Genomic DNA, 25,119 nt, shown 5'->3' on the forward strand with positions numbered 1-25,119 from the left:
CTAACATGGAGAAGATGCTTTATACCGCGGCGAGCGGTGCAGTTCGTATTCTTGAAGCGCAAAGTATTCGTGCGAATAACTTGGCTAACGCTGAAACCGCAGGGTTTAAAGCCGATCTAGAGCGGGTGAATGCGGTTGCTTTGGCTGCTCAAGGTAATAGCTTAAATACGCGGGTAATGGCGCAGACCGAAAACAGTGGTTTTAGCCACCAAAGTGGGGTGATCAACCCTACAGGTCGAACCTTGGATTTGGCGATTCGGGACCGTGGATTATTTACGGTTGCCGTCGAGGGGGGCGAGGCTTATACCCGTTCAGGGGCTTTGATTGCTAATGCCGAGGGAGAGTTAACCATTGATGGCCGGCCAGTATTAGGAAACGATGGCCCTATCGTACTCCCTGAGCATAAAGATCTGTTCATCGGTGAAGATGGTACCGTCAGTGTGTTGCCTTCAGAAGGTGGGATCATTGAAGAAGTTGGTCGATTAAAACTAGTCAATCCCGATTTAGCTTTAATGCAAAAAGGCCAAGATGGTTTGCTTTACGGCCGAGATGGTCAGTTGATGGCGCAGGATGATGGCGTACTGGTCGATAGTGGATTCCTTGAATCGAGTAACGTGCAGGCCGTGTCGGAGCTTATTGCGTCGATGGATCTGAGCCGTCAGTTTGAAATTCAAGTTAAGTTAATGAAAAGTGCCGAAAAACTAGCTGAGGCTGGTAATCGTTTGCTGGGTAATGTTTAAGGATTAGTGGTATGCAATCAGCGTTATGGGTAAGTAAAACTGGCCTAACAGCACAAGATACGAAAATGACCGCCATTGCCAACAACTTGGCAAACGTGAATACCACAGGCTTTAAGCGTGATCGTGTCGCCTTTAATGATCTTTTTTATCAAGTCCAGCGTCAGCCGGGCGGTCAGGTCGATGCATTAAATAACCTCCCCTCCGGATTACAACTCGGAGCTGGTACAAGGGTCGTGGGTACCCAAAAAATATTCACGACAGGGGATATGCAAAATACCAGTCAGCAACTGGATTTGGCGATTCAAGGCCATGGTTTTTTTCAAGTTGAAGAACCTAATGGCGATCTTGCTTATACCCGTGATGGTCAGTTTTATCGCAGCAGTGAAGGCATGATGGTCACGTCGCAAGGGCTACCCTTAGTGCCTAATATTGTGATCCCTGAAGATGCATTAACTGTCACTATTGCGAGTGATGGTGTTGTTACTGCACAAATGGCTGGCGAAGCTGAGCCACAAGATTTAGGTCAAATCACACTGGTTAATTTTACCAATCCAGCAGGATTAGAGGCACGTGGTGACAACCTTTACCGTGAAACTGCGGCATCGGGTGTGGCTGTTGAAGGTGTCGCTGGTGATCAAGCTTTAGGTGCTTTAAGACAGGGCGCACTAGAGGGCGCAAACGTCAATGTAGTGGAAGAAATGGTTGAAATGATTTCTACCCAAAGAGCATATGAGATGAATGCCAAGGTCGTTTCAGCCTCAGACGATATGCTCAAATTCCTCAATCAATCGGTTTAGGGAGGCGGTAATGCACTGGTTATGGCTTTTATGTTTTGCACTGCTGTCGGGTTGTATGTCACATATTCCAGATCAGGAAACCAAACCTGGAACCAAAGAGTGGGCTCCACCAGAAATTGACTACAGCTTGCCAGATGCAAAAGATGGCAGTCTTTATCGTCCCGGCTACATGTTGACGCTATTTAAGGATAAACGTGCTTTCCGTGAGGGCGATATTTTAACTGTTGCGTTAGATGAAAAAACTTATTCGAGTAAAAAAGCGGATACCAAAACGAATAAAGAACAAGATATTGGCATGGGACTTAAGGGAAATATCGGCGAAAAAACCGCCGATGCAGATGGTAAAACCTCCTTTTCTCGAGGGTTTAATGGCGCAGGTTCCAGTACACAGCAAAACCAATTATCAGGTTCGATTACCGTTACCGTCTCTAAGGTGTTGCCTAATGGCACCTTGTTGATCCGTGGTGAAAAATGGCTGCGATTAAATCAAGGCGATGAATATTTACGCCTGCTTGGCATCATACGTACCGATGATATTGGCAATAACAACACCATATCATCGCAGCGTATTGCCGATGCCAGAATTATTTATGGTGGTCAAGGCGCTATTGCCGACAGTAATGCTATGGGGTGGGCTTCTCGCTACTTTAATAGCCCATGGTTCCCGCTTTAACCAAGGATTTTTGTAATGCTACGTTGTTTATTATTGCTACTTTTGGTTAGTGGAACATTACAGGCTCAAGAGCAAAGTCAAAGTCGCTATTTGATGGATATTGTTGATGTACAAGGGCTACGTGATAACCAACTGGTAGGCTACGGTTTAGTTGTTGGCTTAAGTGGCACGGGTGATCGCTCTCAAGTCAAATTTACCAGTCAATCTGTTGTTAATATGCTTAAACAATTTGGCGTACAAATTGATGATAAAACCGATCCTAAATTAAAGAACGTTGCCGCTGTTGCTGTGCATGCCACTATTACCTCCCTAGCGAGCCCTGGTCAGTCCTTGGATGTGACCGTTTCATCCCTTGGTGATGCGAAGAGCCTCCAAGGGGGGACTTTATTAATGACGCCACTACGTGCTGTCGATGGCGAAATTTATGCGGTGGCACAGGGGAACCTCGTTGTCGGTGGTATTTCTGCCGCGGGTCGTAATGGGTCATCTGTGACTGTCAATGTCCCAACTGTTGGCACCATTCCCAATGGCGCCTTACTTGAGGCGCCCATCAAAAGTAACTTTAGTGATAATGAAGACATTATTTTAAATCTGAAAGATCCCAATTTTAAAACGGCTCGAAATATTGAGCGCGCAGTGAATGAACTCTTTGGTCCCGATGTCGCGCGTGCACAAGATCATGCCAAGGTATTGATACATGCACCTAAATCGAATCGAGAGCGTGTGACATTTATGTCCATGCTTGAAGAACTTAAGATTGACCAAGGCCGACGTTCACCCCGGATCGTGTTTAACAGTCGTACAGGTACTGTGGTGATGGGGGGCGATGTAGTTGCAAGAAAAGCCGCCGTAAGCCATGGCAACTTAACAGTGACGATTGTCGAGCGCCAAAATGTCAGCCAACCTAATGGCGCTTATCTTGGCAATGCAGCGGGAGAAACCGTCGTCACTAACGATAGCCAAGTGCTGGTTGAGCAAGGTAATAAACGGATGTTTGTGTGGCCAGAGGGCACGTCAATCGAGGAGATTGTGAGAGCAGTTAATAGTTTAGGTGCTACTCCAATGGATTTGATGGCTATCCTGGAAGCCTTATCCGAAGCGGGTTCCTTAGAAGCTGATTTGGTGGTGATCTAATGAAAGTTGAAAATCCAAACGGTTACTTAAGTAAGCTCAATGCCGATGAGCTGATAAAGGCTAATGGTGAGCAGGGCGCGCTAAAGATGGTTAGCCAGCAATTTGAAGCCCAGTTCCTGCAGACCGTGCTTAAACAGATGCGTTCCGCCACCGACGCGATGGCCGATGAAGATAATCCTTTAACGGCCAAAAGTAATAATGGCCTTTATCAAGACTTACATGATGCGGAGTTGGCAAATCGCTTGAGCCAAGTCAATGGTATGGGATTAGCAGAAGTGATGACTAAGCAGCTATCACGTTCATTTCAGTCCGAGAAAGATCCGGTCGCCTTTGATCCTCAACAGATGACAACTACAGCAATGCAGCCTGCGCTTATAATGCGGCCCATTGTGAAGGATTTTAAATGAGCATGTTGAATATTGGTAAGTCTGGCTTACTGGCAAGTATGGCGGCATTGAATGCGACGTCAAATAACGTCGCTAATGCTATGGTTGCAGGTTATTCACGTCAGCAAGTCATGCTAAGTTCAGTTGGTGGCGGCGCATATGGCTCTGGCGCGGGTGTGTTTGTGGATGGTGTTCGGCGGATCTCAGATCAGTACGAGGTCGCCCAATTGTGGCAAACCACGAGTGCCGTTGGCTTTTCTAAAGTGCAAAGCAGCTATTTGCGTCAGGCTGAACAAGTATTTGGTGCAGATGGAAATAATATTTCAAAAGGTCTTGACCAATTATTTGCAGCATTAAACTCCTCTATGGAGCAGCCTAATTTAATCGCTTACCGACAAAGTGTGCTCAATGAGGCTAAGGCCGTCGCTCAAAGAGTGAATGCGATTAACGATAATATTGACTCGCAGCGTAATCAGATCAATGGGCAACTGGGGACATCGGTTAAAGAGATTAACTCTCAACTTGCTATCATTGCTAATTTCAATCGAGATATTCAGGCTGCCAGTGTGACAGGTACAATTCCACCTGCACTGCAGGATGGCCGCGATGCGGCCATTGATGACTTAGCCGCTATTATCGATATTCGTGTCGTTGAAGATAGCCAAGGTATGCTCAATATCTCGCTGGCCCGAGGTGAGCCGTTATTGACTGGAAATACCGCGGCTAAACTGACCAGCGCACCTGATCCTGCTAACCCTAAAAATAATCTAGTATCGATTCAATTTGGGGCGAGCCAGTTTAACGTCGATCAGACTGCGGGCGGCAGTTTAGGGGCATTACTTAACTATCGTGATACTCAACTTGCTGACTCTCAAGCCTATATTGATGAATTAGCGGTGATGTTGGCAACCGAGTTCAATTCCATTCTCGCTTCTGGTACTGATTTAAATGGTGCAACACCATCACAGGATCTCTTTACGTATCAAGCCAATAATCCTGGTGGGAGTTTATCGCTAACTGCTGGTTTTACGCCTGATAAACTTGCCTTTGGTCAGGATGGCACCCAAGGAGATAACACAAACTTGAAAGCCTTAGTGCAGTTGGCCAATAAGGAACTGAGTTTTACTAGCCTTGGCAGTAGTACCAGCTTAGCGGAATCCTTTTCCAGCAAAGTCGGCCAATTGGGTTCTGCTTCTCGCCAGGCTATTTCATTTGCCAAAACCAGTGTGGATTTGCAAAAAGATGCACAAGTCCAATGGGCGAGTACCAGCGGTGTTAATCCCGATGAAGAAGGGATTAATCTGATCATTTATCAGCAGTCTTATATGGCCAATGCCAAGGTGATTTCCACTGCGGATCAGCTGTTTCAAACTATGCTAAGTAGCTTTTAAGGACATTATCCATGCGTGTAACAATGCAAAATCTCTACACTAATAATTTAAACAGTTTGCAGAACACAACGTATGATGTCGCACGTTTGAATCAAATGCTCTCTAAAGGCGTTTCGATATTGGCGCCTTCTGACGATCCTATCGGCGTTGTTAGGGTAATGGATAACCAGCGCGATTTAGCATTAGTGCAGCAATACATTAAAAATATCGACTCGTTAAGTACCAGTATGAGCCGCTCTGAAACCTATTTATCCAGTATGGTTGAGACGCAGCAACGGATGAAAGAGATCAGTATTGCCACCAATAGCTCAAACCTTTCGGTAGAAGATAGAGCTTCCTATGCTTCAGAAATGGAAGAACTCTTAAAAGGCTTAGTGGATAATATTAATGCTACAGATGAGTCAGGTAATTATCTTTTTTCAGGTAATGTGATTGATAAAATCCCCGTTGTTAAAGATGCTACTGGTCGATATGTGTATCAAGGTGATGCCAATCAGAGAACAGTGCAAACTTCAAATTCTTCATGGACAACGGCTAATGTCACCGCTGAGCAGTTATTATTTTCTAATGCAGGGCAAGATATTCTAAACCAAACAATGGATTATATTAGTGTGTTGAAGGATCCGAGTTTGTCGCCAAGCGATCCCGCCTTTAGTGCCGCCGCTAATGGAATACAAACCGCCTTAAGTGAAACCTTAGATAGCATAGGCGCGGCTATTACAGATTTTGGTGGCAAGCAGAATAATCTCGCGTTAGTGAAAAGCTCCCATGAAGAGATGGTGTTATTTAGCAAGCAAGTGATCGGTGAAACGCAGGAGCTTGATTATGCTGCCGCTACCGCGGAGTTCAATGTGAAGCTAACCGCATTAAAAATCACTCAACAAACGTTTGTGCAGATTAGTCAATTGTCCCTTTTCAATCATATGTAGGTAATGAGTTAAATGATCAAAGGGATCGGTGAGTCGCTTACTCAATTACACCAAAGTCAGACGGTAACGTCTCAATATGTTGCACCAATATCGGCTTCACCGCGCAGCATCCCTAAGGCGCGGCCTATCCCTAAACATAGGTTAGAAGCCTATGGTCGTTGGGCTAAAGTGACTCAAGAGCAGCATAATATCAGTGCTTCGCAAGTTGTATTACAGAGTTTAATCTTAGCTAAGCAGTTAATGGGGCAGCTTAATAAGCAGTTACAAACCTGCCTATTTAATAAGAATACGATTATTGAGGATACCTTAAACAGAGCTGAAGAAGTGAGGCGTCAACTTATTGAAATAAAACCTCACTACCAAGGCAAGCGTTTACTCGATCATCATCTCAATTTGATTTCAGTATCCCAGCCTGCCGCTTTGCATCTTTTTAAGTTTAGGCGGGTGGATCTCACCTCGCCTAAGAACCGCGATGAACGCATAACGCTATTTACTGAAAAGCAAACATTGCATTTGCTTTTACCAGCAAATAAAAATCGCCTAGCGCTACAAGAGATAATAGGGCCCGTATTAGCTTCGATCGGGATTGGTATTGATCGTTCATCCCCCCATGACACTGTATTTATGGCGCAGGATGACACTTGGACAAAGCTTTGCGGTGGGATTTTAATGGTCGGTGAGGGCCAAAGACTCCCTGCTGGTGAGCCAAGAAATATTCCACTTGAAGAGATATTTAGTTGGCAAGATCCCCGTGAATGGCATTTTGATAATACTGAAAAGTTAAAAATCACCTTAGCTAAAATCGCTAAGGTTGAGAAAAAAGTGACATTACAAATAGAGGAAATTAACGCTTCCCATCGCTTATTACTCGCAAAGGTTAAGCAATTGACCGCATCCAGTCAGCCTAAGGTTGAACTCCAGCATTTGCATAAATTTATGCAACCCTATCCTTTTTCCTATCAAGTGACATCTTTAATGGCGCAGGGAAATACCAACCGTGAGCAAGTTAGCGCATTGCTACTCTAATTTTTTGAGTTGAATCCCAAGTTAGCGCATTTAATTTTTGAAAATACGATTTTGGGTTTTAGTGTTGAGGGATTTGTGTCGCCTTATTGAGTTATGCCTGAATTCAGGTTTAACCAAGATAGCCGTTATTTTCTGGAGAATTAATATGTTAGGTGTTCACACTAATTACGCTTCAATCGTTGCACAGGGCGCTGTAAACAAAAGCAATAACCTACTGACTAACGCGATGGAGCGTTTATCAACAGGTTTACGTATCAACAGTGCATCAGATGATGCAGCGGGTCTGCAAATTGCTAACCGTATGAATGCAAACGTGAAAGGTATGGAAACTGCCTCACGTAATATTTCAGATGCGACCTCTATGCTGCAAACTGCTGATGGTGCGTTAGAAGAGTTAACGACCATTGCCAATCGTCAAAAAGAATTGGCGACCCAAGCGGCTAACGGTGTGAACTCAGCAGATGATTTAACTGCATTGGATGCTGAGTTTAAAGAGCTAAACAAAGAAATTTCCCGTATTCTCGATAATACAACTTATGCTGGTAATAACCTGTTCACTAAGTTGGAAGCGGGTGTGACTTTCCAAATTGGCGCAGGAACGGCTGAAACATTGGCCGTTACAACAACAGCTATCGATGACGCTGCATTAGCAGCAGGTGATCTAACAACAGGTGCTAACGCAGCGATTACGCTCGTGGATACATTCCTTGCTGCTGTTGGTACTGAGCGTTCAACTTTAGGCGCCAATATTAACCGTCTTGGCCATACTGCGGCTAACTTAGCCAGCGTGACTGAAAACACTAAAGCCGCAGCAGGCCGTATTATGGATGCCGATTTTGCGGTTGAATCAGCCAATATGACGCGTAACCAACTGCTGGTTCAAGCAGGTACTACAGTACTGTCTTCTGCTAACCAAAATACGGGTTTAGTGATGGGCTTACTGCGCTAATTAGGCTGAATTAAAGCCGTTTTAGTCTTGAGTGCCAGTGAGCTTAGCTTGCTGGCATTTTTTATGCCCTAACATCTTTATCGTGATGAGCACATAGTATCTCACCCTGATCTTTTTACTGTTATACACGATATTTTTTGAATATTGGTTTTAGTTATCTGCAGTCGCTGTCGCCTTACTGAGTTATACCTGAATTCAGGTCTAAACAAGACAACTGTTATTTTCTGGAGAATTAATATGTTAGGTGTTCACACTAATTACGCTTCAATCGTTGCACAGGGCGCTGTAAACAAAAGCAATAACTTACTGACTAACGCGATGGAGCGTTTATCAACAGGTTTACGTATCAACAGTGCATCAGATGATGCTGCAGGTCTGCAAATTGCTAACCGTATGAATGCAAACGTGAAAGGTATGGAAACTGCCTCACGTAATATTTCAGATGCGACCTCTATGCTGCAAACTGCTGATGGTGCGTTAGAAGAGTTAACGACCATTGCCAATCGTCAAAAAGAATTGGCGACTCAAGCGGCTAACGGTGTGAACTCAGCAGCCGATTTAACAGCGCTAAATGATGAATTTACTCAATTAAACGCTGAAATTACACGTATCGTGGAAAATACAACCTATGCGGGTAATAAATTATTTGATACAGGTGTGTTAACTACTGGTACTGGCGTGAAGTTCCAAATTGGAGCTGGAACCGCAGAAACACTGGATGTGAAGTTAGGCGCCATTCCTAAAACGGTTGCAGGTACCTTAACTGGCGGTACTGCTAATGCTGCTATTGCACTTGTTGATACCTTTCTTGAAACCGTGGGTACTGAGCGTTCAACTTTAGGTGCCAATATTAACCGTCTTGGCCATACAGCGGCTAACTTAGCCAGCGTCACTGAAAACACCAAAGCGGCTGCTGGCCGTATTATGGATGCCGATTTTGCGGTTGAATCTGCCAATATGACGCGTAACCAACTGCTGGTTCAAGCAGGTACTACAGTACTGTCTTCTGCTAACCAAAATACTGGCTTAGTGATGGGTCTACTGCGTTAATCTAGCTCAATCTACGTTAGCCTTATTTTACTTGGCTTAACCTAAGGTTGCAGATTTAGCGTTAATGCCAGTGAGCTAAGCTGACTGGCATTTTTATTATTTAAGCCATCCAAATATGCCAATGCAATGGTGTCGCAATCGCTGTTTCAGATTCAGTAGTGGAAGTAGGCTTTCCGTTTGACACTGAGCTACGGAAGTGAGTTGTTATTTTTAGCGATAAAATCTATTTAATCTGCTTAAAAAACAAAGCGTTTACCTTGGCATGTGTTTTGCTTTTCAATTTGTTGGAGGTAGTTATGATTTCAGGTATGAATGCGGCACAATTTGCTCAACAACTGATAGGTGCAGATCGCGCCGGTAAAGATACGCTTTACAAAGGCAAACTAACAGCAAGCAAAACACAGTTAGATGCCTATACGCTGCTCGAAAATAATATGAAGAAAATGGCCACCAAGCTAAGTGAACTGGGTGGCGATGCGGCGAAAAGTAAAATTGCCACTGTGACGGGCGAAAATGCGACTGCAACAGTTAAATCCGATGCGCCAAAGGGTAACTATGACCTGAGTGTACATAAACTTGCACAAGCCCATCAGTTGACTAAAGCCTATTCCTCAGAAAACGAGTTGTTACCAACATCGGGCGTGATCAGTATTCAAGTCGGTAGCGATCCGACTAAGCGTATGGAAATTGATTTAGCAACGGTTAATGGCGGTGCGGCTATTTCTGTGTCTCAGTTACGGGATCTGATCAATAAACAAGCGGGCAATCCTGGTGTGCAAGCGTCACTGGTGCGCACGGGTAATCAAATCGAGTTTATGCTGTCTTCAAAGGAATCGGGCGTCGCGAATCAAATGAAGGTCGAGTTTAATGGCGCCGACTGGGGCATGACAGAACGTCGCGTGGCACAAGATGCTGAACTCACATTAAATGGTATCAATATTACCAGTAGCAGTAACTACTTAGAAAATGTGGTTGATGGCGTTAGCCTCGAATTAGTTAAGGTACATGCGGCTGGTGAAAGCAGCATGATTAAAGTTACAGACGATTTTGAAGCGAATAAGAAAGCGGTTAAGGATTTTGTCGATTCATTTAATTCCTTAATGACGCAAATTAATCAATTAACCCGTTCTATGGGCGTTAAAACTTCTGATTCAGGTACTTCCGATAAAGATAAGGAAGATAAAACCACCGCAGTGAGTGAAGCACAAATTGGTGTGTTGAAAGGGGATACCTCTATCCGCTTACTCCAGTCTCGATTACGTGATTCGGTTTTTGCAACGGCTGCTAATGGGATGCGTTTGTCTGATATCGGGATCGAGATAGGTCGTGATGGAAAACTGAAAATTGACGATGCTAAGCTGACCGATAGTTTTAAAAGTGATCCTGAAAAAGTACAAGCCATGTTTACGGGCCCAGACAGCTATGTCAAAAGTATCGAAAAGACCCTAAAACCTTTTACCCAGTTTAATGGCTATATCGATCAAAAGCAGGAAGCACTAAATAAACAGATCAAAAGCGTGAATGACAGCATGGCGCGCCATGATTATCAAATGAATCAAAAATACCAAATTTATTTGGCTCAGTTTACGGCGATGGAATCTACCATTAACCAATTTAATTCTGCTAGTCAGTTGTTTTCATAGGAAGTTGTTATAAATGTTAAATGAGTACGATCCATTTAATGCCTACAAGCAAACCGCTTTAGATGCACAAGTTGCTGCTGCAACGCCCCATGATATGGTGCGTATGTTGCTTGATGGGTTATTGGAAGAGCTAGAGCGTGCTGCAGGCCATATGGAATATCAACGGTTTGAAGCTAAAGGCATGAGTATTCATAAATGCCTCAATATCGTTCATGGATTGGACTCAATGCTCGATCTTGAGAACGGTGGTGAGGTTGCTATCAGCCTACACCGCCTCTATGACTTTTGTAGCCGTCAGCTTGTCAGTGCCAGTGTTGAAAACAGTGCTGAAGCCTTGGTTCCTATTACTCAGGTGATTACGAATGTCAGAGAAGGGTGGACAAATCTCAATTAAGCAGTGGGCGCGTTTTGGGCATGCTTTACGTCAATATGCCGATGCTCAGGATTGGACTAACGTCCAAAAAGTGAATATCGCTTTGATTAAAGCACTGCAACAAGCGGGTGAGGCCCGTGATACCGAGCAGAAGTTAGCCCGTGAGGCGCTAAAACGTGTACATGCCCAAGTACTACAGGAGCTGATTTTGGCGCGTGATGAATTAGCCGTTGAGATGAGCCGTTTTAGGGAACAACAATCGGGCTTAGCCGCCTATCAATTAACGCAAGTGAGTGGAGCTTTAGATGATCTCTGATCTTCTTTCAACTCGTCATATGGGAACAAATCCTAATGTGACGACTAAAGTGACAAGTGCAGTGGATCAAGATAAAGCGGAATCCTTTACGTTGTTGGCATTACCAGTAGAACCCTCTGCTGAATCTATGCCACAGGAGCGTTCGTTGGATATCACCACTGAACAATCGCAAGAAAGTGGTTATAACCCCTTTTTGAATCAACATATTAATAATTTAGTTGAATCAGCACCTTTTACTGGTGTGGATGCTGTTACTCAGGGGGCAATGTTCAATAGCGAGGCTGAGATTAACTCAACGTCTATTCGCCTCGATGATGTTGCATTCGCGTCTCTGAACAGTCTTACCACTCCAACGGTTGTTGCTCCGCTTGTTCCTGTAACTTTGCCGATTGAAGCATCTAAAACGGAATCTGTAGGTCAAACCTCCGCATCTTTAGTTGGGCTATCAGTTGCCTCACAAAGAGGCGCGCTATTTAGCAGTGGTATGGCGTCATCTATGGCGCTTGTCGGAAGCGCTTCTCAACCTGCCAGTATGAGTACCGAGATTTCCCCAATAAGTAGTGCATTGGCAAAGGATGCAATGACGACTCCTTTCTCAGACTCTAGTCGTTTTGACCATTTGAAGGCCGATACCTCTGTGTTCCAACGTGTGTTGGCAGAACTCAGGGGCCATGAAGCGAAAGATATTAATGCCATTGGTACTCAGCCGATTGTGAGTACACAGGCTGCAAGTGCAACACAATGGGGGCCAGTATCGTTAACACCGACAGCTTCATTGGCGCAGCAAGCACAGGAGATCCTGACTCCCCTAAGAGAACATCTTCGGTTCCAAGTTGACCAACACATTAAAAAAGCGGAGTTAAGGTTAGATCCGCCAGAGCTTGGAAAGATTGACCTTAATATTCGCTTAGAAGGCGATCGTTTACAGGTGCATATGCATGCGGTCAATCCCGCCATTCGTGATGCCTTACTCAATGGATTAGAGCGCCTAAGAATGGATTTAGCCATGGATCATGGTGGTCAAATTGATGTGGATGTTGGCCAAGGCGGATCTCAACAACAGCAGCAGGAAACAGCATTATTTGCTTCATCGATAGCACCTGAAACCGCAATGGAAAATGGCGCCGATGTGATGACCAGAGAGAAATCTCAATTAGATTTATTGGCTTAATGCCGGAGTTGTTTAATGGCAATTGTAAAATCGCGTGTAATAAAAATTACCCTAGCATTTTTTGTACTCATTAGCTGGACTGCTGGGGCGTTATGGATTGGGATAAATGGTGCCGATTGGAAGTTAACAGAGCTTTTTGCCTCTGAACCTGAAGTCGAACCTGTGCCTGTGGCAAAGTTTTACCCATTAGAAAAGTTTGTGATATCGATACCAGGGGATAAATATCCCCATTACATGCTGCTTGAAATGTCATTGAAAAGTTACAATCCCGATATGAAAACAGTGTTAGTTGAGGCCGATCCCCTCATTCGTAACGCCATGATGAAAATGTTTTCACGTAAAACATTTGAACAGTTAAATCATTTGGATCAGCTCGATGGTTTGCAGGCTGAAGCCCTTATTTTGATGGTGAAAGTGCTATCTGATAACAAATTGCCATCAGATATTGATGAAGTACTTTTTACCCGTATGGTGATCCAGTAAGGGGCCGATATGACGACAGATGGCCAACTTGCATATCAACAAACCTGTGATTATCCAATCGAAGAACGGCAATCTGAACAACAGGTTATTCGGCAATATTTACCACTGATTAAACGTATCGTGTCGCAGATGCGTAGCCACTGTGGCGTCATGTTATCGCTTGAGGATATGGAACAAATAGGGATGATGGCCTTGCTTGAGTCATCGCGTCGCTATCCTGGAGAGCTCGATAACGGATTTATTTCTTTCGCGGGACAACGTATCCGCGGCGCAATATTGGATGAGTTAAGAAGGCAAGATTGGCGTCCTCGCCCTGTTAGGCAACAAGCCCATGAACTGAATGATGTTGTTAGACGCTTGAGCCGTGAAATGGGACGGGAACCTAGCGATCTCGAGGTTGCCAGTGCATTAGGTCTTAGTGCTGAAGATTACCGAGAACGCTTATATTCCACACAAGCGGAGTCGATGAAAAGCTTAGATGAATTGTTGTTGGTGGGCGAACATCCGGTCGATAGAGGCAATGATGTTGAACAATTGATGCTAAAGCAGACCTTGATCAAAGTTATTTCAAAATTAAATGAAAGAGAACAGTTAATCCTGTCGCTTTACTATCATCATGAGCTGAATTTAAAAGAAATTGCCATGGCATTAGGGTTAACAGAAACACGTATTTGTCAGTTACATAAATCAGCAATTTCACAGTTAAAAACAATATTGCAGCGCTAAAGTTAGAAGTGAGAAGATCGTAATGAGTAAACTAGTTGGGCTGTTAATTATTTTAGCTTCAGTATTTGGTGGATATGCTTGGGCTGGTGGTGCGTTGGCTGCATTATGGCAGCCTGCTGAAATTTTAATCATTATGGGTGCTGGAGTTGGGGCGCTTATTATTGCTAATCCACAATCAGTACTAAAAGAAATGCTGGAGCAATTAAAAGAGCTATTTAATAAAGGAAAAGAAGATCCTGAGCTATACCCTCAATTATTTCCTTTAATGGGCACTTTAATGGCCCAGATCCAATCTCAGGGTTTAAAAGTGCTCGATGAACATTTAGAAAACCCACAACAGAGCTCAATTTTTTTAATGTATCCAGCGGTGCTAAAGCACCCAAATGTTCTTCAGTTCTTAATCGATAACTTACGCGTACAATCTATCGGAAAAATATCTCCCCATGATTTAGAACATATATTAGAAGAGGAGATCCATCGAATAGAAGAGGACAGACTAAGGCCATCGGAAGCATTTAGCAAAGTGGGTGAAGCCATGCCTGGTTTTGGTATTTTAGCCGCTGTACTCGGTATTATTATCACTATGTCAAATATTGACGGGCCAATTACCATGATTGGTGTCAAAGTTGCTGCTGCATTAGTTGGAACATTTATCGGTATTTTTGCCTGTTATTGTTTTTTCGATCCTATGGCTAAAGCATTGGAGCATTTAGTCGATCGCAAGTCAGCACAGTTACGTTGCATTGCCGCTATTTTAGTGACCTTTTCCAAAGGGAAACCCCCTATGATGGCGATTGATGCAGGGCGTAAGCAAATACAAAGTGAGAATCGTCCCTCGTTTATAGAATTAGAGCGTTGGATGGAGGGGCAGAGAAGCTAATGCTCCATAAAAATGAGCCGATTATTATCAAGCGGCGAAAGCGCGGAAAGCGTAATCATGGTCATGGTGGGGCGTGGAAAGTGGCTTTTGCCGACTTTACTCTCGCGATGATGGCGCTCTTCATGGTCCTGTGGATCATGCAAATTGCCGATCAAAAAGAGCGAACTATGATAGTGCAATATTTGCGTGGGGATATGAATCCAACGGGACCGATAAATCCATTTGAGCTAAGCCAATCATCCTCGATCATTGATCTGGAAGGAAATATGTCTATTGCTCCCACTATTATACCTTCTCACCCTTCTCCACGTGCTGGCGCTGAAGGTATTGAGGAGGGCGCACTGATCCCTGGTCAATTTGATACTCAGGAACAACTCACTGTTTTAGCAAGGCAATTGAATCGAGTCGTACAAAGTTCGAGTATGGCGGAGAATATCACTGTCACTATAGTCCCCCAGGGTATCCGTATTTTGATCCATGATAATGTTAATCGATTTATGTTTACTCGCGGCAGTGCGCAGATGCAGCCCTATTTTGAAGAGTTACTGTTATCTTTAGGGCCAATTTTAAAAAATATCACCAACAGCATGGTTATCTCTGGTCATACCGACTCCACGCCTTATGCCGGCAGTTTATTTACCAATTGGGAGTTATCGAGTGAAAGAGCACTATTAGCACGAAGAGTGCTTGAGCGTGGTGGTGTTAAGCGTGATCAGGTGATTCAGGTAACAGGTATGGCAGATCAGGTTCCTTATATTACTTCGGATACTGCTGCGGCGGCTAATCGTCGAATTGAGGCGCTTATTTTAACCTCCTCTGCCGAGCAGTTATTAAGGGGCATGATAGGCGCGCCTAACGAGACTATCCAGAACGGTATTAGCATTAACGATATAAAACGACAGACTATCGCACATTAGTGTTTGCACTTGTACTCATTTGTTAGGTATGACTATGAATATGTATGAAGAGTTTGTACATTCTGAGGATGAGGTTGAACCTACGCTTGAGTATCAAATTATTGAGTTTGATAATCGGCGAACTCATCAGAGACTCAGCCTACGACATGATAAAAGAGTGCCATTAGCGTTTGCCTGTGATGGCTTAACGGTTAACTTATCAACGACTCGTTGGTTTATCCTCACGCCACTCGGTACCGCGAACATAAAAGACATTAGTATTGGCGGTGTTGGCATTTTATGCAGTGAACCATTATCCATAGGGATGAAATTCTATATTGAACTTGATCAATATAGAGTCCTATGTGAAGTCACTCGAGAACACTCAATTAAAGGTCATTTAAAATTTTTGGGTGCTCGTTGGATTAATGGTAACGATACCGAGGTTCAAAATTTAATCGACGCAATTAAATTACGAGCCAAAATATAGGGCATGCAATGGCTGCATCTTTTAATCGTAATGGCTCAGATAAGCTACAAAAAGTATTCCTTTATCTTATCCTGCTAAACTGGCTATTACTCATTGTTATCGCTATCAATATCAACACATTGCGCTTTAGTAATGGTGTTATGATTTCCGTTATGATTTTTATATATAACTATTTTCTTGCCCATTTATGCTTTATACGTGCCGCAAGAGCCCAAGATGCCTACCTCATTTATCCTGTGGTGATTGGCGCACTCAGTTCCTTCTTTCTCGTTGTCTATTTTTTCTTCTTGCTTTAAATCGGGCTAGGTGTTGATAAGATATTTTCACTCAGTCTGTTCCAATATTATTCGGTGCAGTACACCCTTATATTTAAACTGATAATACAAAAAAGGGCTTCTCATTAATGAGAAACCCTTTTTCAATACGACAGCTTAACCCTTGCGGATTAGTTCATGCCGTATTTTTTCAATTTTTTACGCAGAGTACCACGGTTGATACCTAGCATGTTTGCTGCGCGGGTTTGGTTGCCACGAGTGTGTTGCATGATGATGTCAAGCAGAGGCGCTTCTACTTCGCTTAGCACCATTTCATAAACTTCCTGTGCTTCCTGACCGTCCAACTGTGCGAAGAAGTTAGTTACGGCACGTTTCACTGCGTCACGTAATAACTGGGGCTTGATAGTGCCGTTTGCGGTTTCGATTTTGCCAACGGTAAGCTGGTGAACTTCTGTATTAGTTGTCTGATCAAACATTCTATTCTGCTCTTTATTAATTCTGTGCTAATTCATCAAAATAACATTCCACGAGGGAATACTGTTCTGCAGCGGTTTCCAGCCGATTAAAGTCAGCCCTAAATTGGCGCTGAGCTTCTTGGTCTAGGTACCATCCCATATGTTTTCTAGCGAAGCGGATGCCCTTATATTCGCCATATAAATCATACAGTTTGGTGAGGTGTTCCAGCATAACTTCTCGTTGCTGGGCAACCTCAATGGGCGCTAGCTTATTACCCGTTTCCAAGTAGTGCTGGATTTCTCTGAAAATCCAAGGTCGTCCTTGAGCACCCCGTCCTATCATCAGAGCATCGACACCAGTGTAGTCCAGCACGAAGCGGGCCTTTTCCGGACTGTCGATATCCCCATTGGCGACAACAGGAATCGAGACATTCTGTTTGATTGCTTTAATAGTGTCGTACTCGGCATCGCCTTTGTACATGCATTGTCTCGTACGGCCGTGAACGGCGAGTGAGGCAATACCACAATCCTCAGCAATCTGGGCGATTTGAACACCGTTCCTGTGTTCTGGAGCCCAACCTGTGCGAATCTTTAACGTGACGGGCACATTCACTGCGGCGACCACGGCTTGTAAAATGGCTTTTACTAAGGGTGGGTTTTGCATCAGTGCTGAGCCAGCCAGCTTTTTATTCACTTTTTTTGCAGGACATCCCATATTGATATCAATGATGTGGGCGCCTTGTTCAACGTTGAACTGAGCAGCCTGTGCCATTAAATCAGGATCGGCCCCTGCAATTTGCACTGAGCGTATACCTTCCTCGCCAGAATGCATCATGCGTTGGCGGCTTTTATCTGTTTCCCAAACATCAGGATTAGATGAAAGCATCTCTGACACCGCAAGGGCTGCGCCATAACGAAGACAGAGATTACGGAAGACTTGATCGGTGACACCTGCCATTGGTGCCACGATCAGCTGATTCTTCAGTTGATAGGGTCCAATCTGCATTTATGATTCACCTTAGCTCTTCAAAGGGGCGCTATAGTAGCCCTTTTTGTTGGCCGTGAAAAGGTCAATAAATGACCTAGGCGCAATTTTTTTTCTTGACTTTTAAGCGTTGAGAAGTAATTAGCAAAATTAGCCGAAGCCAGCCGTGGCGCATGTTAGGCCATGGCATTACTGCTATTTACGCTTACCTGTCAAGCGACTCCAGTCTTCTTTGTGAGCTGCTTCGTCCATATCGAACCATTGACTGTAAAAGTCTGAGATTTCTTGCGCTTGTTCTTTGAGGAGGCCAGAAAGTGCTAATTTACCACCACTTTTTACCCGTTCAGCGATAAGTGGAGCAAGTTCACGCAGTGGGCCTGCGAGGATGTTAGCCACTAATACGTCTGCCTTAAGATCGGCGGGTTGATCTTCAGGTAAGTACAACGCCAGCTTGTCGGCGACATTATTGCGCTCGGCATTAGCACGTGAGGCGTCAATGGCTTGATAGTCGATATCGATACCTGTGACTTTTTTCGCGCCAAGTTTTAGTGCGGCCACGGCTAAGATACCGGAGCCACAACCAAAGTCGATCACTTCTTCATTGCTTAAATCTAGACTGTCTAACCACTCTAAACACAGTGCAGTGGTTGGGTGAGTGCCGGTGCCGAAGGCTAGACCTGGATCGAGGATAACATTGACTGCGGTTGGATCAGGGATTTCGCGCCAGCTTGGGCAAATCCATAAACGAGAGCCAAATTGGATAGGGTGGAAGTTATCCATCCACTCGCGCACCCAATCTTTGTCTTCAATCTGCTCAATTTTATGGCTGAAGTTGTCGCCTAAAAATGGCAGGGTTTTTAGCATTTCTATTGTTGGGGTGAGGTCGGTGTCCGCTTCGAACAACGCGACGACCACAGTATCACGCCACAATGGGGTTTCGCCCAGTTTAGGTTCAAAAATCGGTGTGTCTTTTCCGTCTTCGAAGGTGATTGAGACTGAACCTTCTTCCATGAGTAAGTCGCTAATGGTTTCAGCATCATCGCTATTGGTGTTTATGCGGAGTTGGATCCAAGGCATGGGAGGTATCCTGTGACTAAGCGTTCAAAAGGTAAGGGGTGAAATATGGCGCTATTGTATACCCAAACTGCTTAAAAATGCAGGATTGAGCTGGAATTTAACGTGCTTTAGCTAAGCCGTAGGGAGGGCTACCATCGCGTAGCGTTTTGTTGCTGGTGATTGCGTTATTGCGCTTTTATCTGTCCAGACAAGGTGTTAGCGAGTGAGTCAGTATTAGTGTTAAAAAGCGAATTGTCAGTTTTATTTTTTAATATAACCATATGAAATTTATTGGTTAATTGGTTTTACCTTTGTTTAGTTTGAATGTGTGTTTTGTGATCTTCTTCTAAGAGTTGCATTCTGTCGAGTGAGGTAGCTCACGCTTTAAATCTGTGACGCTGAACGGCGATTTTTGTTGCTGCTATGGTGTAGCTTGCCCAGAGGTGCCAACAATAAACACATAGGTATAAGCAAGATGACAAGCGTAACTCGAGTCCACAATCGCGTGAATACACCCGCACTAGGACACCCATGGTCGGCTAGGGCAGATAAATTACAGAGTGCCACAGGTCTTATGCTTGGGTGTTTTCTATTGCTGCATATGCATTTTGAGTCGAGCATTCTGCTCGGTAAAGAGGCGTTTTACCACGTAGTACAGTTCCTTGAGGGGGGCATGTTTAGTAGTACTGGCCATGGTTTTCCTATAGTGACGAAAATATTTTCTGTATTTATGTTACTCGTGGTGATTGTCCATGCTGCGGTCGCGCTTAGACGATTCCCTGCCCAGCTAGGTCAGTGGCGCGCGCTTCGTTCACATTTAGGGGGAATTAAACACAAAGATACCCATGCTTGGTTTTGGCAACTCATCACGGGTTTTATTTTATTTTTCCTTGTGCCAGTACATCTTTTTACCATGATAACTAATCCCGAAATTGGCCCACATTTATCGGCTGAGCGTGTGTATCACAATAATGCTTGGCTACTGTATGCACTTTTACTCCCTGCCGTTGTGATACACGCCATGATTGGTTTGTATCGCGTGTCGGTGAAGTGGGGATTAACGACCAAGCGTTCTAGTCTGCGTAAAGTGGTTAAGGTCTTGATTATCTATTTAATATGTCTAGGTACAGCGAGCTTAATTTCTTACCTTTTTATTGGAAGTGAATTAAGTCTTCCCGTGCAGCCATTTGTCCCCCAGTAGGGATTGGGCTTATCGCCACTATGTCCGTAAAGCAGAATGTTATTTCACAGCTAATATTTAAGCATTTGGTTAATTATTTCTCTGTTGATTGATCTGTCTCAGGTTCTGTGATGGATTTGTGAGCGATATTAACTTTTAGCGTTGGATTTACTGGGGTTAGCTCACTGGGCGAGGGCGTGAAATGTCGATTAATTTAAAAATCAAAAAATGGAGTGCGTGGCTGGATTTAAGCCAGAGTTTATCGGGCGTCATTCTTGCTGTCTTTTTGTGGACCCATTTAGTGCTAGTGTCATCGATTTTGTTCGGTGCGGATGCGATGAGTTGGGTTGCGCGCATGATGGAGTTGAGTTTTTTATCTTCTGATGGTCATGGCTATCCTTGGGTTGTGACGTGTATCGCCATTGGTATTGCTGTTTTGGCTTTTATTCATGTGCTTGTGGCGCTACAAAAACTGCCTATGAGTTTGCAGCAACAAAGGGCGCTACGCCAACAAATGCAGGTGATCAAGCACAGCGATACTCGCTTGTGGCGTTGGCAGGCGATTACCGGTGTGGTGATTTTATTGCTGCTTCCTGTACATCTGTGGCTGATTGGATCTGCCCCCGAAACTATTGGCCCCCAAGGCAGTGCTAATCGCATATGGAACCAAGGTGTGTGGATGTTGTACTTGCCATTACTGTTGACGGTGGAGTTACATGCTGCCATTGGTATTTATCGTGTGGCTTTGAAATGGGGCGCAGCGAGGGATCTCAACAGTCGTGCCCGATTACGAAAACTTAAGACAATTATCAGCGTGGTATTTGTATCAGTGGGTATTGCATCGCTGCTGGCATTTTTACCTCACGCAAGTTAAATAAATTCTAAGAAAAACATAGTTGTAGTTGATGTGTTATGAGAGAAAACCCGACAATAATAGCAAATCCCGTTAAGGAGCAGGCGTGAAACTGATTTATACCGATTCATTAGTGGTAGGAGCCGGGCTTGCCGGTTTAAGGGTCGCCATTGCATCGAAAGAGCGTGGGCTGGATACCTTAGTTCTATCGCTTATTCCTGCGAAACGTTCACACTCGGCGGCGGCACAAGGGGGAATGCAGGCGAGTTTAGGGAATGCCGTTAAGGGGATGGGTGATGATGAAGATGTCCACTTTCAAGACACTGTAAAAGGTTCCGATTGGGGCTGCGATCAAGAAGTGGCGCGTATGTTTGCTCATTGTGCACCTAAGGCCGTGCGTGAATTAGCAAATTGGGGCGTGCCTTGGTCAAGGGTGAGTGCTGGCCCGAGAGAAGTGATAGTCAATGCGCAAAAGGTCACTCTCCATGAGGCCGAGGAAGCTCATGGTCTTATCAACGCCCGTGATTTTGGCGGGACTAAAAAGTGGCGAACCTGTTACACCGCAGATGGGACTGGTCACTCATTATTGTATGCGATGGACAACAAAGCGATTTCTATGGACATTCCCGTCCATGAACGTGTTGAAGCCTTGGCGCTTATTCACGATGGCAAACGCTGTCACGGCGTAGTGGCTCGTTGTTTGATTACGGGTGAACTGCGTGCTTATGTGGCTAAATCCACCACCATTGCTACTGGTGGTTATGGCCGTATCTATGAAGTATCAACAAACGCCATTATCTGTGAAGGTGTAGGGCACGCGCTCGCTTTAGAAACTGGTGTTGCGACCTTAGGTAATATGGAGGCCGTGCAATTCCATCCGACGGCTATTGTACCTGTGGGCATTCTCACGACAGAGGGATGCCGTGGTGATGGTGGCTTATTGCGCGATAAAGATGGTTATCGCTTTATGCCAGACTATGAACCCGATAAAAAAGAGTTGGCATCGCGGGACGTAGTATCACGCCGTATGACAGAGCATATGCGTAAAGGCAAAGGGGTTGACAGTCCTTATGGACCACATTTATGGCTCGATATTACCCTCTTAGGTCGTAAACATATTGAAACAAACCTTCGGGAAGTACAGGAAATTTGTGAGAACTTTCTGGGTATTGATCCCGCTAAAGATTGGATTCCTGTACGCCCAACTCAGCATTATTCTATGGGCGGTATTCGGACTAATGCCACAGGTGAAAGTCCACAGCTTAAAGGGTTATTTAGCGTGGGTGAGGCGGCTTGTTGGGATATGCACGGCTTTAACCGTTTAGGCGGTAATTCGCTAGCCGAAACTGTGGTCGGGGGCATGATTATCGGTAAATATGTTGCTGATTTTTGTGAAAATAACAGTTTAGAAATCAATACCCAACTTGCTGAAAAGTTTATGAAGCAAGTGCAAGATGAAATCGATACGTTAATCGAAGGGGACGGCACAGAGAGCCCCTTCGAGCTTAAGCATGAAATGCAGCGTATTATGATGGATTACGTGGGGATATTCCGTAATGGCCCCGAGCTTGAAAAAGCGGTTGCCGAGCTTAAAGTCTTGCTCGAGCGTTCACGTAAACTCGGGCTTAAGTGTAAAAAACGTCACGCTAATCCTGAGTTAGTCGAAGCATTACGGGTCAAGCGGATGTTGAAAGTCGCGTTAACCGTAGCCTGCGGCGCAGCAGCGCGTACCGAAAGCCGCGGCGCCCATGCTCGCGAGGATTACCCGCAGCGAAATGACCGAGATTGGCTGAATCGCACGTTGGCAAGCTGGCCTGATCCCAATGCACTTGAACCCATGCTTAATTATGAAGCCCTCGATGTGATGAAGATGGAATTACCGCCTGGCTATCGCGGTTATGGGATCGACAACGCCATAGTGCATCCCGATACCCAAAAACGTGAGCAGCAAATCGCTGAGATTTTAGCAGGGCTGGGTGATGATACAGATCGCTATCAAAGGCAGCGAGCCCTTATGCCATTTGAGTTACCCGAGAGTTTGCAACCTAATAATGAACGTTTAAGTGACACGTTAAAAAAACCATCAGCCAATGCGTTAGGAGAAAAATCATAATGAGCCAAGGTCGCCAGTTAACCTTTAATATCTTTCGTTATGATCCGCAGGAGCCAAACGATAAGCCGAAAATGGTACGTTATCAGATCACCGAAACACCGGGGATGACGGTATTTATTGCCCTTAATAAACTTAGGGAAGAGCAAGATACCTCGCTACAATTCGATTTTGTTTGTCGTGCAGGTATTTGTGGTAGCTGCGCTATGGTGATCAACGGTTTCCCGACGCTAGCTTGCCGCACCTTAACGGCCAAATACCCTAAGGGCGAAATCACTTTAATGCCGCTGCCAGGCTTTGAATTGATTGGTGATTTATCGGTCAATACGGGTAAGTTTATGCGTGAACTGGCCGAACGCTTAAAGCTATGGTTACATCCTAAACCTAATGATATCAATGTGCATCGACTCGAAGATCCTATGGATCCTGACGAAGCTGCGCGCTTGTATGAGCTAGAACGCTGCGTTGAATGTGGCGTTTGTGTTTCTGCCTGTGCTACTAAGCAAATGCGGGACACTTTTGTCGGCGCTGTGGGCATGATGAAAATAGCCCGTTTCGAGATGGACAGTCGCGATGCCCGATCAGCAGAGGATTTTTACCATGTGATTGGCAATCAAGATGGTGTATTTGGGTGTATGACCTTGCTCGGATGCCAGGATAACTGTCCAAAAGATTTACCGCATATGCAGCAAATTGCCTATTTACGTCGAAAAATGGCAATGACGTTGATTTGATAAGTGATAAATGATGAAAAGCGCCAACGTGTTTGGCGCTTTTTTGTTGATTAGCAGGCGTAGCTTTTGTGAATGTCAGCTCGATTTATGATGTCTGCGGTTTGAGCGACGAATGCTTGAAAGTGCGTGCTCGCCATATGCTCATCCAGTGCGGCTTGGGATTGCCAAATTTCGTATATCCAGAAGATATTTTCATCATCTAATGAGTGATGCAGTTTGTATTCGATGCAGCCAGCCTCGGTATGAGTGTCTGTCACGAGTTGTTTGAGTATCTTAAATAGCGTATCGCTTTGGCCTTGATTCGCTATGATTTGGGCAAATACTGTTATTTTCATTGGTTAAAACCTTCTAAAACAATTTTACCGATAGCTTTGCCAGACTCTATCTGAGCGTGAGCCTTGATTAAGTTTTGGGCATTAATGGTGCCGTAGTGCTCCCCGAATGTACTCTGCAATTCACCCGTATCAATAAGCGCGCTTAAGCGGTTGAGTAAGTGGTGTTGCGCAATCATATCCTCGGTCTGATAAAGGCTGCGGGTAAACATCAGCTCCCAGTGTAAGGATAAGCTTTTACGCTTAAGTTTCATCACATCTAATGGGCCTTTAAGATCATCAATGAGCGCCAGTTTTCCTTGCGGCTTAAGCACTTGTACTATTTCATCAAAATGCTGATCGGTTTGGGTTAAGCTAATCACATGGGTCACATCAGTAATGCCAATATTGGCAAGTTCCTTTGAAAGTGGCCTGGTGTGGTTGATAACAGCATCGGCACCAAGCTTATGCACCCAAGCGGCGGATTCTGGACGAGATGCAGTGCCTATGACTTCTGCACCTGTGAGTTTTACTGCAAGCTGAGTGATGATTGAACCCACACCGCCGGCCGCTCCGATAATTAAAATACGGGCGTCAGTTGCCGAACCATCTTGGGGTAAAGCTAAACGGTCGAATAAAATCTCCCATGCCGTAATCCCCGTTAAAGGTAATGCCGCGGCTTGGGTATAGGTTAAACTTTTAGGTTTATGGCCGACAATTCGCTCATCAACCAATTGATATTCTGCATAACTTCCGCTGCGACTGATATCGCCCGCATACCACACTTCATCGCCAACGTTGAAAAGACTGACTTTCTCACCAACGGCTTTGACGACACCGACCGCATCCCAGCCGATAATTTTGTATTCGCCAGTAGGCGCTGAGCTAGATGCACGGATTTTTGTATCAACCGGATTGACAGAAATGGCTTTGATTTCCACTAAAAGGTCAAAACCTGTCGCAGTTGGCTCGGCTAGCGTGATGTTTTCTAATGCATTGGGCGCTGTTATTGCACCTGCTGTCTGGTAACCAATGGCTTTCATGTTTATTCCTCTGGGTGTACTTGCTGGAGTCTACTTGTTTGAGTGTACTTGTATCGTGTAGCCA

Annotated in this window: 29 protein-coding genes; 24 read left to right on the plus strand and 5 right to left on the minus strand. The window is 44.6% G+C overall.

The features are described from left to right. Positions 1-5: 5 nt before the first annotated feature. The 20 genes from SPUTW3181_RS02480 to SPUTW3181_RS02575 all read left to right on the plus strand — a co-directional run bounded on the left by SPUTW3181_RS02480 (position 6) and on the right by SPUTW3181_RS02575 (position 16,349). Entirely contained in the window at positions 6-740 is a 735-nt protein-coding gene (locus SPUTW3181_RS02480) for a flagellar basal body rod protein FlgF (protein ID WP_011787863.1), read from the plus strand. An 11-nt stretch (positions 741-751) separates the two neighbouring features. Further along, positions 752-1,537, plus strand: coding sequence for a flagellar basal-body rod protein FlgG (flgG, locus tag SPUTW3181_RS02485; protein WP_011787864.1), 786 nt, complete (start codon positions 752-754; stop codon positions 1,535-1,537). 10 nt (positions 1,538-1,547) lie between these two features. Then, a complete protein-coding gene (gene flgH / locus SPUTW3181_RS02490; protein ID WP_011787865.1) occupies positions 1,548-2,210 on the plus strand; it encodes a flagellar basal body L-ring protein FlgH in 663 nt (220 codons plus the stop codon). 15 nt (positions 2,211-2,225) lie between these two features. After that, the gene (locus SPUTW3181_RS02495; RefSeq protein WP_011787866.1) at positions 2,226-3,344 is read left to right on the plus strand and encodes a flagellar basal body P-ring protein FlgI; all 1,119 of its coding nucleotides are present in this window, start codon (positions 2,226-2,228) and stop codon (positions 3,342-3,344) included. Next, the gene (locus SPUTW3181_RS02500; protein WP_011787867.1) at positions 3,344-3,751 is read left to right on the plus strand and encodes a rod-binding protein; all 408 of its coding nucleotides are present in this window, start codon (positions 3,344-3,346) and stop codon (positions 3,749-3,751) included. Before SPUTW3181_RS02495 ends, SPUTW3181_RS02500 begins: the two co-directional genes overlap by 1 nt. Next, positions 3,748-5,121 carry a flagellar hook-associated protein FlgK gene (gene flgK, locus SPUTW3181_RS02505; protein ID WP_011787868.1) on the plus strand — a complete coding sequence of 458 codons (1,374 nt, stop codon included), beginning with the start codon at positions 3,748-3,750 and terminating at the stop codon, positions 5,119-5,121. The genes SPUTW3181_RS02500 and flgK overlap by 4 nt, the downstream gene beginning before the upstream one ends. 11 nt (positions 5,122-5,132) lie before the next feature. Then, positions 5,133-6,050 carry a flagellar hook-associated protein FlgL gene (flgL, locus tag SPUTW3181_RS02510; RefSeq protein WP_011787869.1) on the plus strand — a complete coding sequence of 306 codons (918 nt, stop codon included), beginning with the start codon at positions 5,133-5,135 and terminating at the stop codon, positions 6,048-6,050. A 12-nt stretch (positions 6,051-6,062) separates the two neighbouring features. Further along, positions 6,063-7,076 (plus strand): hypothetical protein, encoded by a 1,014-nt coding sequence (locus SPUTW3181_RS02515; protein ID WP_011787870.1) that lies wholly within the window; start codon positions 6,063-6,065, stop codon positions 7,074-7,076. A gap of 145 nt (positions 7,077-7,221) precedes the next feature. Beyond that, positions 7,222-8,025 carry a flagellin gene (locus tag SPUTW3181_RS02520; protein ID WP_011787871.1) on the plus strand — a complete coding sequence of 268 codons (804 nt, stop codon included), beginning with the start codon at positions 7,222-7,224 and terminating at the stop codon, positions 8,023-8,025. A gap of 237 nt (positions 8,026-8,262) precedes the next feature. Next, a complete protein-coding gene (locus SPUTW3181_RS02525; protein ID WP_011787872.1) occupies positions 8,263-9,075 on the plus strand; it encodes a flagellin in 813 nt (270 codons plus the stop codon). A 296-nt stretch (positions 9,076-9,371) separates the two neighbouring features. Then, complete coding sequence (fliD, locus tag SPUTW3181_RS02530) at positions 9,372-10,718, plus strand: flagellar filament capping protein FliD (RefSeq protein WP_011787873.1); 1,347 nt, start codon at positions 9,372-9,374, stop codon at positions 10,716-10,718. Between the two features lie 13 nt (positions 10,719-10,731). Continuing rightward, positions 10,732-11,112 (plus strand): flagellar export chaperone FliS, encoded by a 381-nt coding sequence (gene fliS, locus SPUTW3181_RS02535; protein WP_011787874.1) that lies wholly within the window; start codon positions 10,732-10,734, stop codon positions 11,110-11,112. Continuing rightward, on the plus strand, positions 11,081-11,407 hold the full coding sequence (locus SPUTW3181_RS02540; protein ID WP_011787875.1) for a hypothetical protein: 327 nt from the start codon (positions 11,081-11,083) through the stop codon (positions 11,405-11,407). Before fliS ends, SPUTW3181_RS02540 begins: the two co-directional genes overlap by 32 nt. After that, the gene (locus SPUTW3181_RS02545; protein ID WP_011787876.1) at positions 11,397-12,578 is read left to right on the plus strand and encodes a flagellar hook-length control protein FliK; all 1,182 of its coding nucleotides are present in this window, start codon (positions 11,397-11,399) and stop codon (positions 12,576-12,578) included. The genes SPUTW3181_RS02540 and SPUTW3181_RS02545 overlap by 11 nt, the downstream gene beginning before the upstream one ends. A gap of 15 nt (positions 12,579-12,593) precedes the next feature. After that, positions 12,594-13,061, plus strand: coding sequence for a flagellar basal body-associated protein FliL (fliL, locus tag SPUTW3181_RS02550; RefSeq protein ID WP_011787877.1), 468 nt, complete (start codon positions 12,594-12,596; stop codon positions 13,059-13,061). Positions 13,062-13,070: 9 nt separating this feature from the next. Beyond that, positions 13,071-13,787: an RNA polymerase sigma factor FliA gene (locus SPUTW3181_RS02555; protein ID WP_011787878.1), complete on the plus strand. Its 717-nt coding sequence runs from the start codon at positions 13,071-13,073 to the stop codon at positions 13,785-13,787. Between the two features lie 22 nt (positions 13,788-13,809). Beyond that, on the plus strand, positions 13,810-14,667 hold the full coding sequence (gene motA, locus SPUTW3181_RS02560; RefSeq protein ID WP_011787879.1) for a flagellar motor stator protein MotA: 858 nt from the start codon (positions 13,810-13,812) through the stop codon (positions 14,665-14,667). Continuing rightward, positions 14,667-15,584, plus strand: a complete 918-nt coding sequence (locus SPUTW3181_RS02565) for a flagellar motor protein MotB (protein WP_011787880.1) — start codon at positions 14,667-14,669, stop codon at positions 15,582-15,584. The genes motA and SPUTW3181_RS02565 overlap by 1 nt, the downstream gene beginning before the upstream one ends. 34 nt (positions 15,585-15,618) lie before the next feature. Next, positions 15,619-16,053, plus strand: a complete 435-nt coding sequence (locus SPUTW3181_RS02570) for a pilus assembly protein PilZ (protein ID WP_011787881.1) — start codon at positions 15,619-15,621, stop codon at positions 16,051-16,053. An 8-nt stretch (positions 16,054-16,061) separates the two neighbouring features. After that, positions 16,062-16,349 (plus strand): hypothetical protein, encoded by a 288-nt coding sequence (locus tag SPUTW3181_RS02575; protein ID WP_011787882.1) that lies wholly within the window; start codon positions 16,062-16,064, stop codon positions 16,347-16,349. Between the two features lie 149 nt (positions 16,350-16,498). On the opposite strand, the gene fis is transcribed toward SPUTW3181_RS02575, so the two are convergent. From fis to prmA, 3 genes are all read right to left on the minus strand, one after another. Then, positions 16,499-16,804, minus strand: a complete 306-nt coding sequence (gene fis, locus SPUTW3181_RS02580; protein WP_006083371.1) for a DNA-binding transcriptional regulator Fis — start codon at positions 16,802-16,804, stop codon at positions 16,499-16,501. 16 nt (positions 16,805-16,820) lie between these two features. Beyond that, positions 16,821-17,789: a tRNA dihydrouridine synthase DusB gene (gene dusB / locus SPUTW3181_RS02585; RefSeq protein WP_011787883.1), complete on the minus strand. Its 969-nt coding sequence runs from the start codon at positions 17,787-17,789 to the stop codon at positions 16,821-16,823. A gap of 174 nt (positions 17,790-17,963) precedes the next feature. Beyond that, the gene (gene prmA / locus SPUTW3181_RS02590) at positions 17,964-18,845 is read right to left on the minus strand and encodes a 50S ribosomal protein L11 methyltransferase (protein ID WP_011787884.1); all 882 of its coding nucleotides are present in this window, start codon (positions 18,843-18,845) and stop codon (positions 17,964-17,966) included. A gap of 454 nt (positions 18,846-19,299) precedes the next feature. Between prmA and SPUTW3181_RS02595 the strand changes: the two genes are divergently transcribed. From SPUTW3181_RS02595 to SPUTW3181_RS02610, 4 genes are all read left to right on the plus strand, one after another. After that, on the plus strand, positions 19,300-20,025 hold the full coding sequence (locus tag SPUTW3181_RS02595; protein ID WP_011787885.1) for a fumarate reductase cytochrome b subunit: 726 nt from the start codon (positions 19,300-19,302) through the stop codon (positions 20,023-20,025). A 181-nt stretch (positions 20,026-20,206) separates the two neighbouring features. Next, entirely contained in the window at positions 20,207-20,878 is a 672-nt protein-coding gene (locus SPUTW3181_RS02600) for a fumarate reductase cytochrome b subunit (protein WP_011787886.1), read from the plus strand. An 85-nt stretch (positions 20,879-20,963) separates the two neighbouring features. Next, entirely contained in the window at positions 20,964-22,970 is a 2,007-nt protein-coding gene (locus SPUTW3181_RS02605) for a fumarate reductase flavoprotein subunit (protein ID WP_011787887.1), read from the plus strand. After that, a complete protein-coding gene (locus SPUTW3181_RS02610) occupies positions 22,970-23,701 on the plus strand; it encodes a fumarate reductase iron-sulfur subunit (RefSeq protein WP_011787888.1) in 732 nt (243 codons plus the stop codon). Before SPUTW3181_RS02605 ends, SPUTW3181_RS02610 begins: the two co-directional genes overlap by 1 nt. A gap of 50 nt (positions 23,702-23,751) precedes the next feature. Here the strand turns inward: SPUTW3181_RS02610 and SPUTW3181_RS02615 are convergent, their stop codons facing one another. Then, positions 23,752-24,036, minus strand: coding sequence for a putative quinol monooxygenase (locus SPUTW3181_RS02615; RefSeq protein WP_011787889.1), 285 nt, complete (start codon positions 24,034-24,036; stop codon positions 23,752-23,754). Continuing rightward, positions 24,033-25,055 carry a zinc-binding alcohol dehydrogenase family protein gene (locus SPUTW3181_RS02620; RefSeq protein WP_011787890.1) on the minus strand — a complete coding sequence of 341 codons (1,023 nt, stop codon included), beginning with the start codon at positions 25,053-25,055 and terminating at the stop codon, positions 24,033-24,035. Before SPUTW3181_RS02620 ends, SPUTW3181_RS02615 begins: the two co-directional genes overlap by 4 nt. Positions 25,056-25,119 lie beyond the last annotated feature (64 nt).

The sequence above is a fragment of the Shewanella sp. W3-18-1 genome, assembly GCF_000015185.1.
Taxonomy (GTDB): Bacteria; Pseudomonadota; Gammaproteobacteria; order Enterobacterales; family Shewanellaceae; genus Shewanella; species Shewanella putrefaciens.

Excerpts from the sequence above, each read along its gene's own strand:
- SPUTW3181_RS02480 (WP_011787863.1), top strand. The coding sequence starts at position 6 with ATGGAGAAGATGCTTTATACCGCGGCGAGCGGTGCAGTTCGTATTCTT.
- flgG (WP_011787864.1), top strand. The coding sequence starts at position 752 with ATGCAATCAGCGTTATGGGTAAGTAAAACTGGCCTAACAGCACAAGAT.
- flgH (WP_011787865.1), top strand. The coding sequence starts at position 1,548 with ATGCACTGGTTATGGCTTTTATGTTTTGCACTGCTGTCGGGTTGTATG.
- SPUTW3181_RS02495 (WP_011787866.1), top strand. The coding sequence starts at position 2,226 with ATGCTACGTTGTTTATTATTGCTACTTTTGGTTAGTGGAACATTACAG.
- SPUTW3181_RS02500 (WP_011787867.1), top strand. The coding sequence starts at position 3,344 with ATGAAAGTTGAAAATCCAAACGGTTACTTAAGTAAGCTCAATGCCGAT.
- flgK (WP_011787868.1), top strand. The coding sequence starts at position 3,748 with ATGAGCATGTTGAATATTGGTAAGTCTGGCTTACTGGCAAGTATGGCG.
- flgL (WP_011787869.1), top strand. The coding sequence starts at position 5,133 with ATGCGTGTAACAATGCAAAATCTCTACACTAATAATTTAAACAGTTTG.
- SPUTW3181_RS02515 (WP_011787870.1), top strand. The coding sequence starts at position 6,063 with ATGATCAAAGGGATCGGTGAGTCGCTTACTCAATTACACCAAAGTCAG.
- SPUTW3181_RS02520 (WP_011787871.1), top strand. The coding sequence starts at position 7,222 with ATGTTAGGTGTTCACACTAATTACGCTTCAATCGTTGCACAGGGCGCT.
- SPUTW3181_RS02525 (WP_011787872.1), top strand. The coding sequence starts at position 8,263 with ATGTTAGGTGTTCACACTAATTACGCTTCAATCGTTGCACAGGGCGCT.
- fliD (WP_011787873.1), top strand. The coding sequence starts at position 9,372 with ATGATTTCAGGTATGAATGCGGCACAATTTGCTCAACAACTGATAGGT.
- fliS (WP_011787874.1), top strand. The coding sequence starts at position 10,732 with ATGTTAAATGAGTACGATCCATTTAATGCCTACAAGCAAACCGCTTTA.
- SPUTW3181_RS02540 (WP_011787875.1), top strand. The coding sequence starts at position 11,081 with ATGTCAGAGAAGGGTGGACAAATCTCAATTAAGCAGTGGGCGCGTTTT.
- SPUTW3181_RS02545 (WP_011787876.1), top strand. The coding sequence starts at position 11,397 with ATGATCTCTGATCTTCTTTCAACTCGTCATATGGGAACAAATCCTAAT.
- fliL (WP_011787877.1), top strand. The coding sequence starts at position 12,594 with ATGGCAATTGTAAAATCGCGTGTAATAAAAATTACCCTAGCATTTTTT.
- SPUTW3181_RS02555 (WP_011787878.1), top strand. The coding sequence starts at position 13,071 with ATGACGACAGATGGCCAACTTGCATATCAACAAACCTGTGATTATCCA.
- motA (WP_011787879.1), top strand. The coding sequence starts at position 13,810 with ATGAGTAAACTAGTTGGGCTGTTAATTATTTTAGCTTCAGTATTTGGT.
- SPUTW3181_RS02565 (WP_011787880.1), top strand. The coding sequence starts at position 14,667 with ATGCTCCATAAAAATGAGCCGATTATTATCAAGCGGCGAAAGCGCGGA.
- SPUTW3181_RS02570 (WP_011787881.1), top strand. The coding sequence starts at position 15,619 with ATGAATATGTATGAAGAGTTTGTACATTCTGAGGATGAGGTTGAACCT.
- SPUTW3181_RS02575 (WP_011787882.1), top strand. The coding sequence starts at position 16,062 with ATGGCTGCATCTTTTAATCGTAATGGCTCAGATAAGCTACAAAAAGTA.
- fis (WP_006083371.1), bottom strand. The coding sequence starts at position 16,804 with ATGTTTGATCAGACAACTAATACAGAAGTTCACCAGCTTACCGTTGGC.
- dusB (WP_011787883.1), bottom strand. The coding sequence starts at position 17,789 with ATGCAGATTGGACCCTATCAACTGAAGAATCAGCTGATCGTGGCACCA.
- prmA (WP_011787884.1), bottom strand. The coding sequence starts at position 18,845 with ATGCCTTGGATCCAACTCCGCATAAACACCAATAGCGATGATGCTGAA.
- SPUTW3181_RS02595 (WP_011787885.1), top strand. The coding sequence starts at position 19,300 with ATGACAAGCGTAACTCGAGTCCACAATCGCGTGAATACACCCGCACTA.
- SPUTW3181_RS02600 (WP_011787886.1), top strand. The coding sequence starts at position 20,207 with ATGTCGATTAATTTAAAAATCAAAAAATGGAGTGCGTGGCTGGATTTA.
- SPUTW3181_RS02610 (WP_011787888.1), top strand. The coding sequence starts at position 22,970 with ATGAGCCAAGGTCGCCAGTTAACCTTTAATATCTTTCGTTATGATCCG.
- SPUTW3181_RS02615 (WP_011787889.1), bottom strand. The coding sequence starts at position 24,036 with ATGAAAATAACAGTATTTGCCCAAATCATAGCGAATCAAGGCCAAAGC.
- SPUTW3181_RS02620 (WP_011787890.1), bottom strand. The coding sequence starts at position 25,055 with ATGAAAGCCATTGGTTACCAGACAGCAGGTGCAATAACAGCGCCCAAT.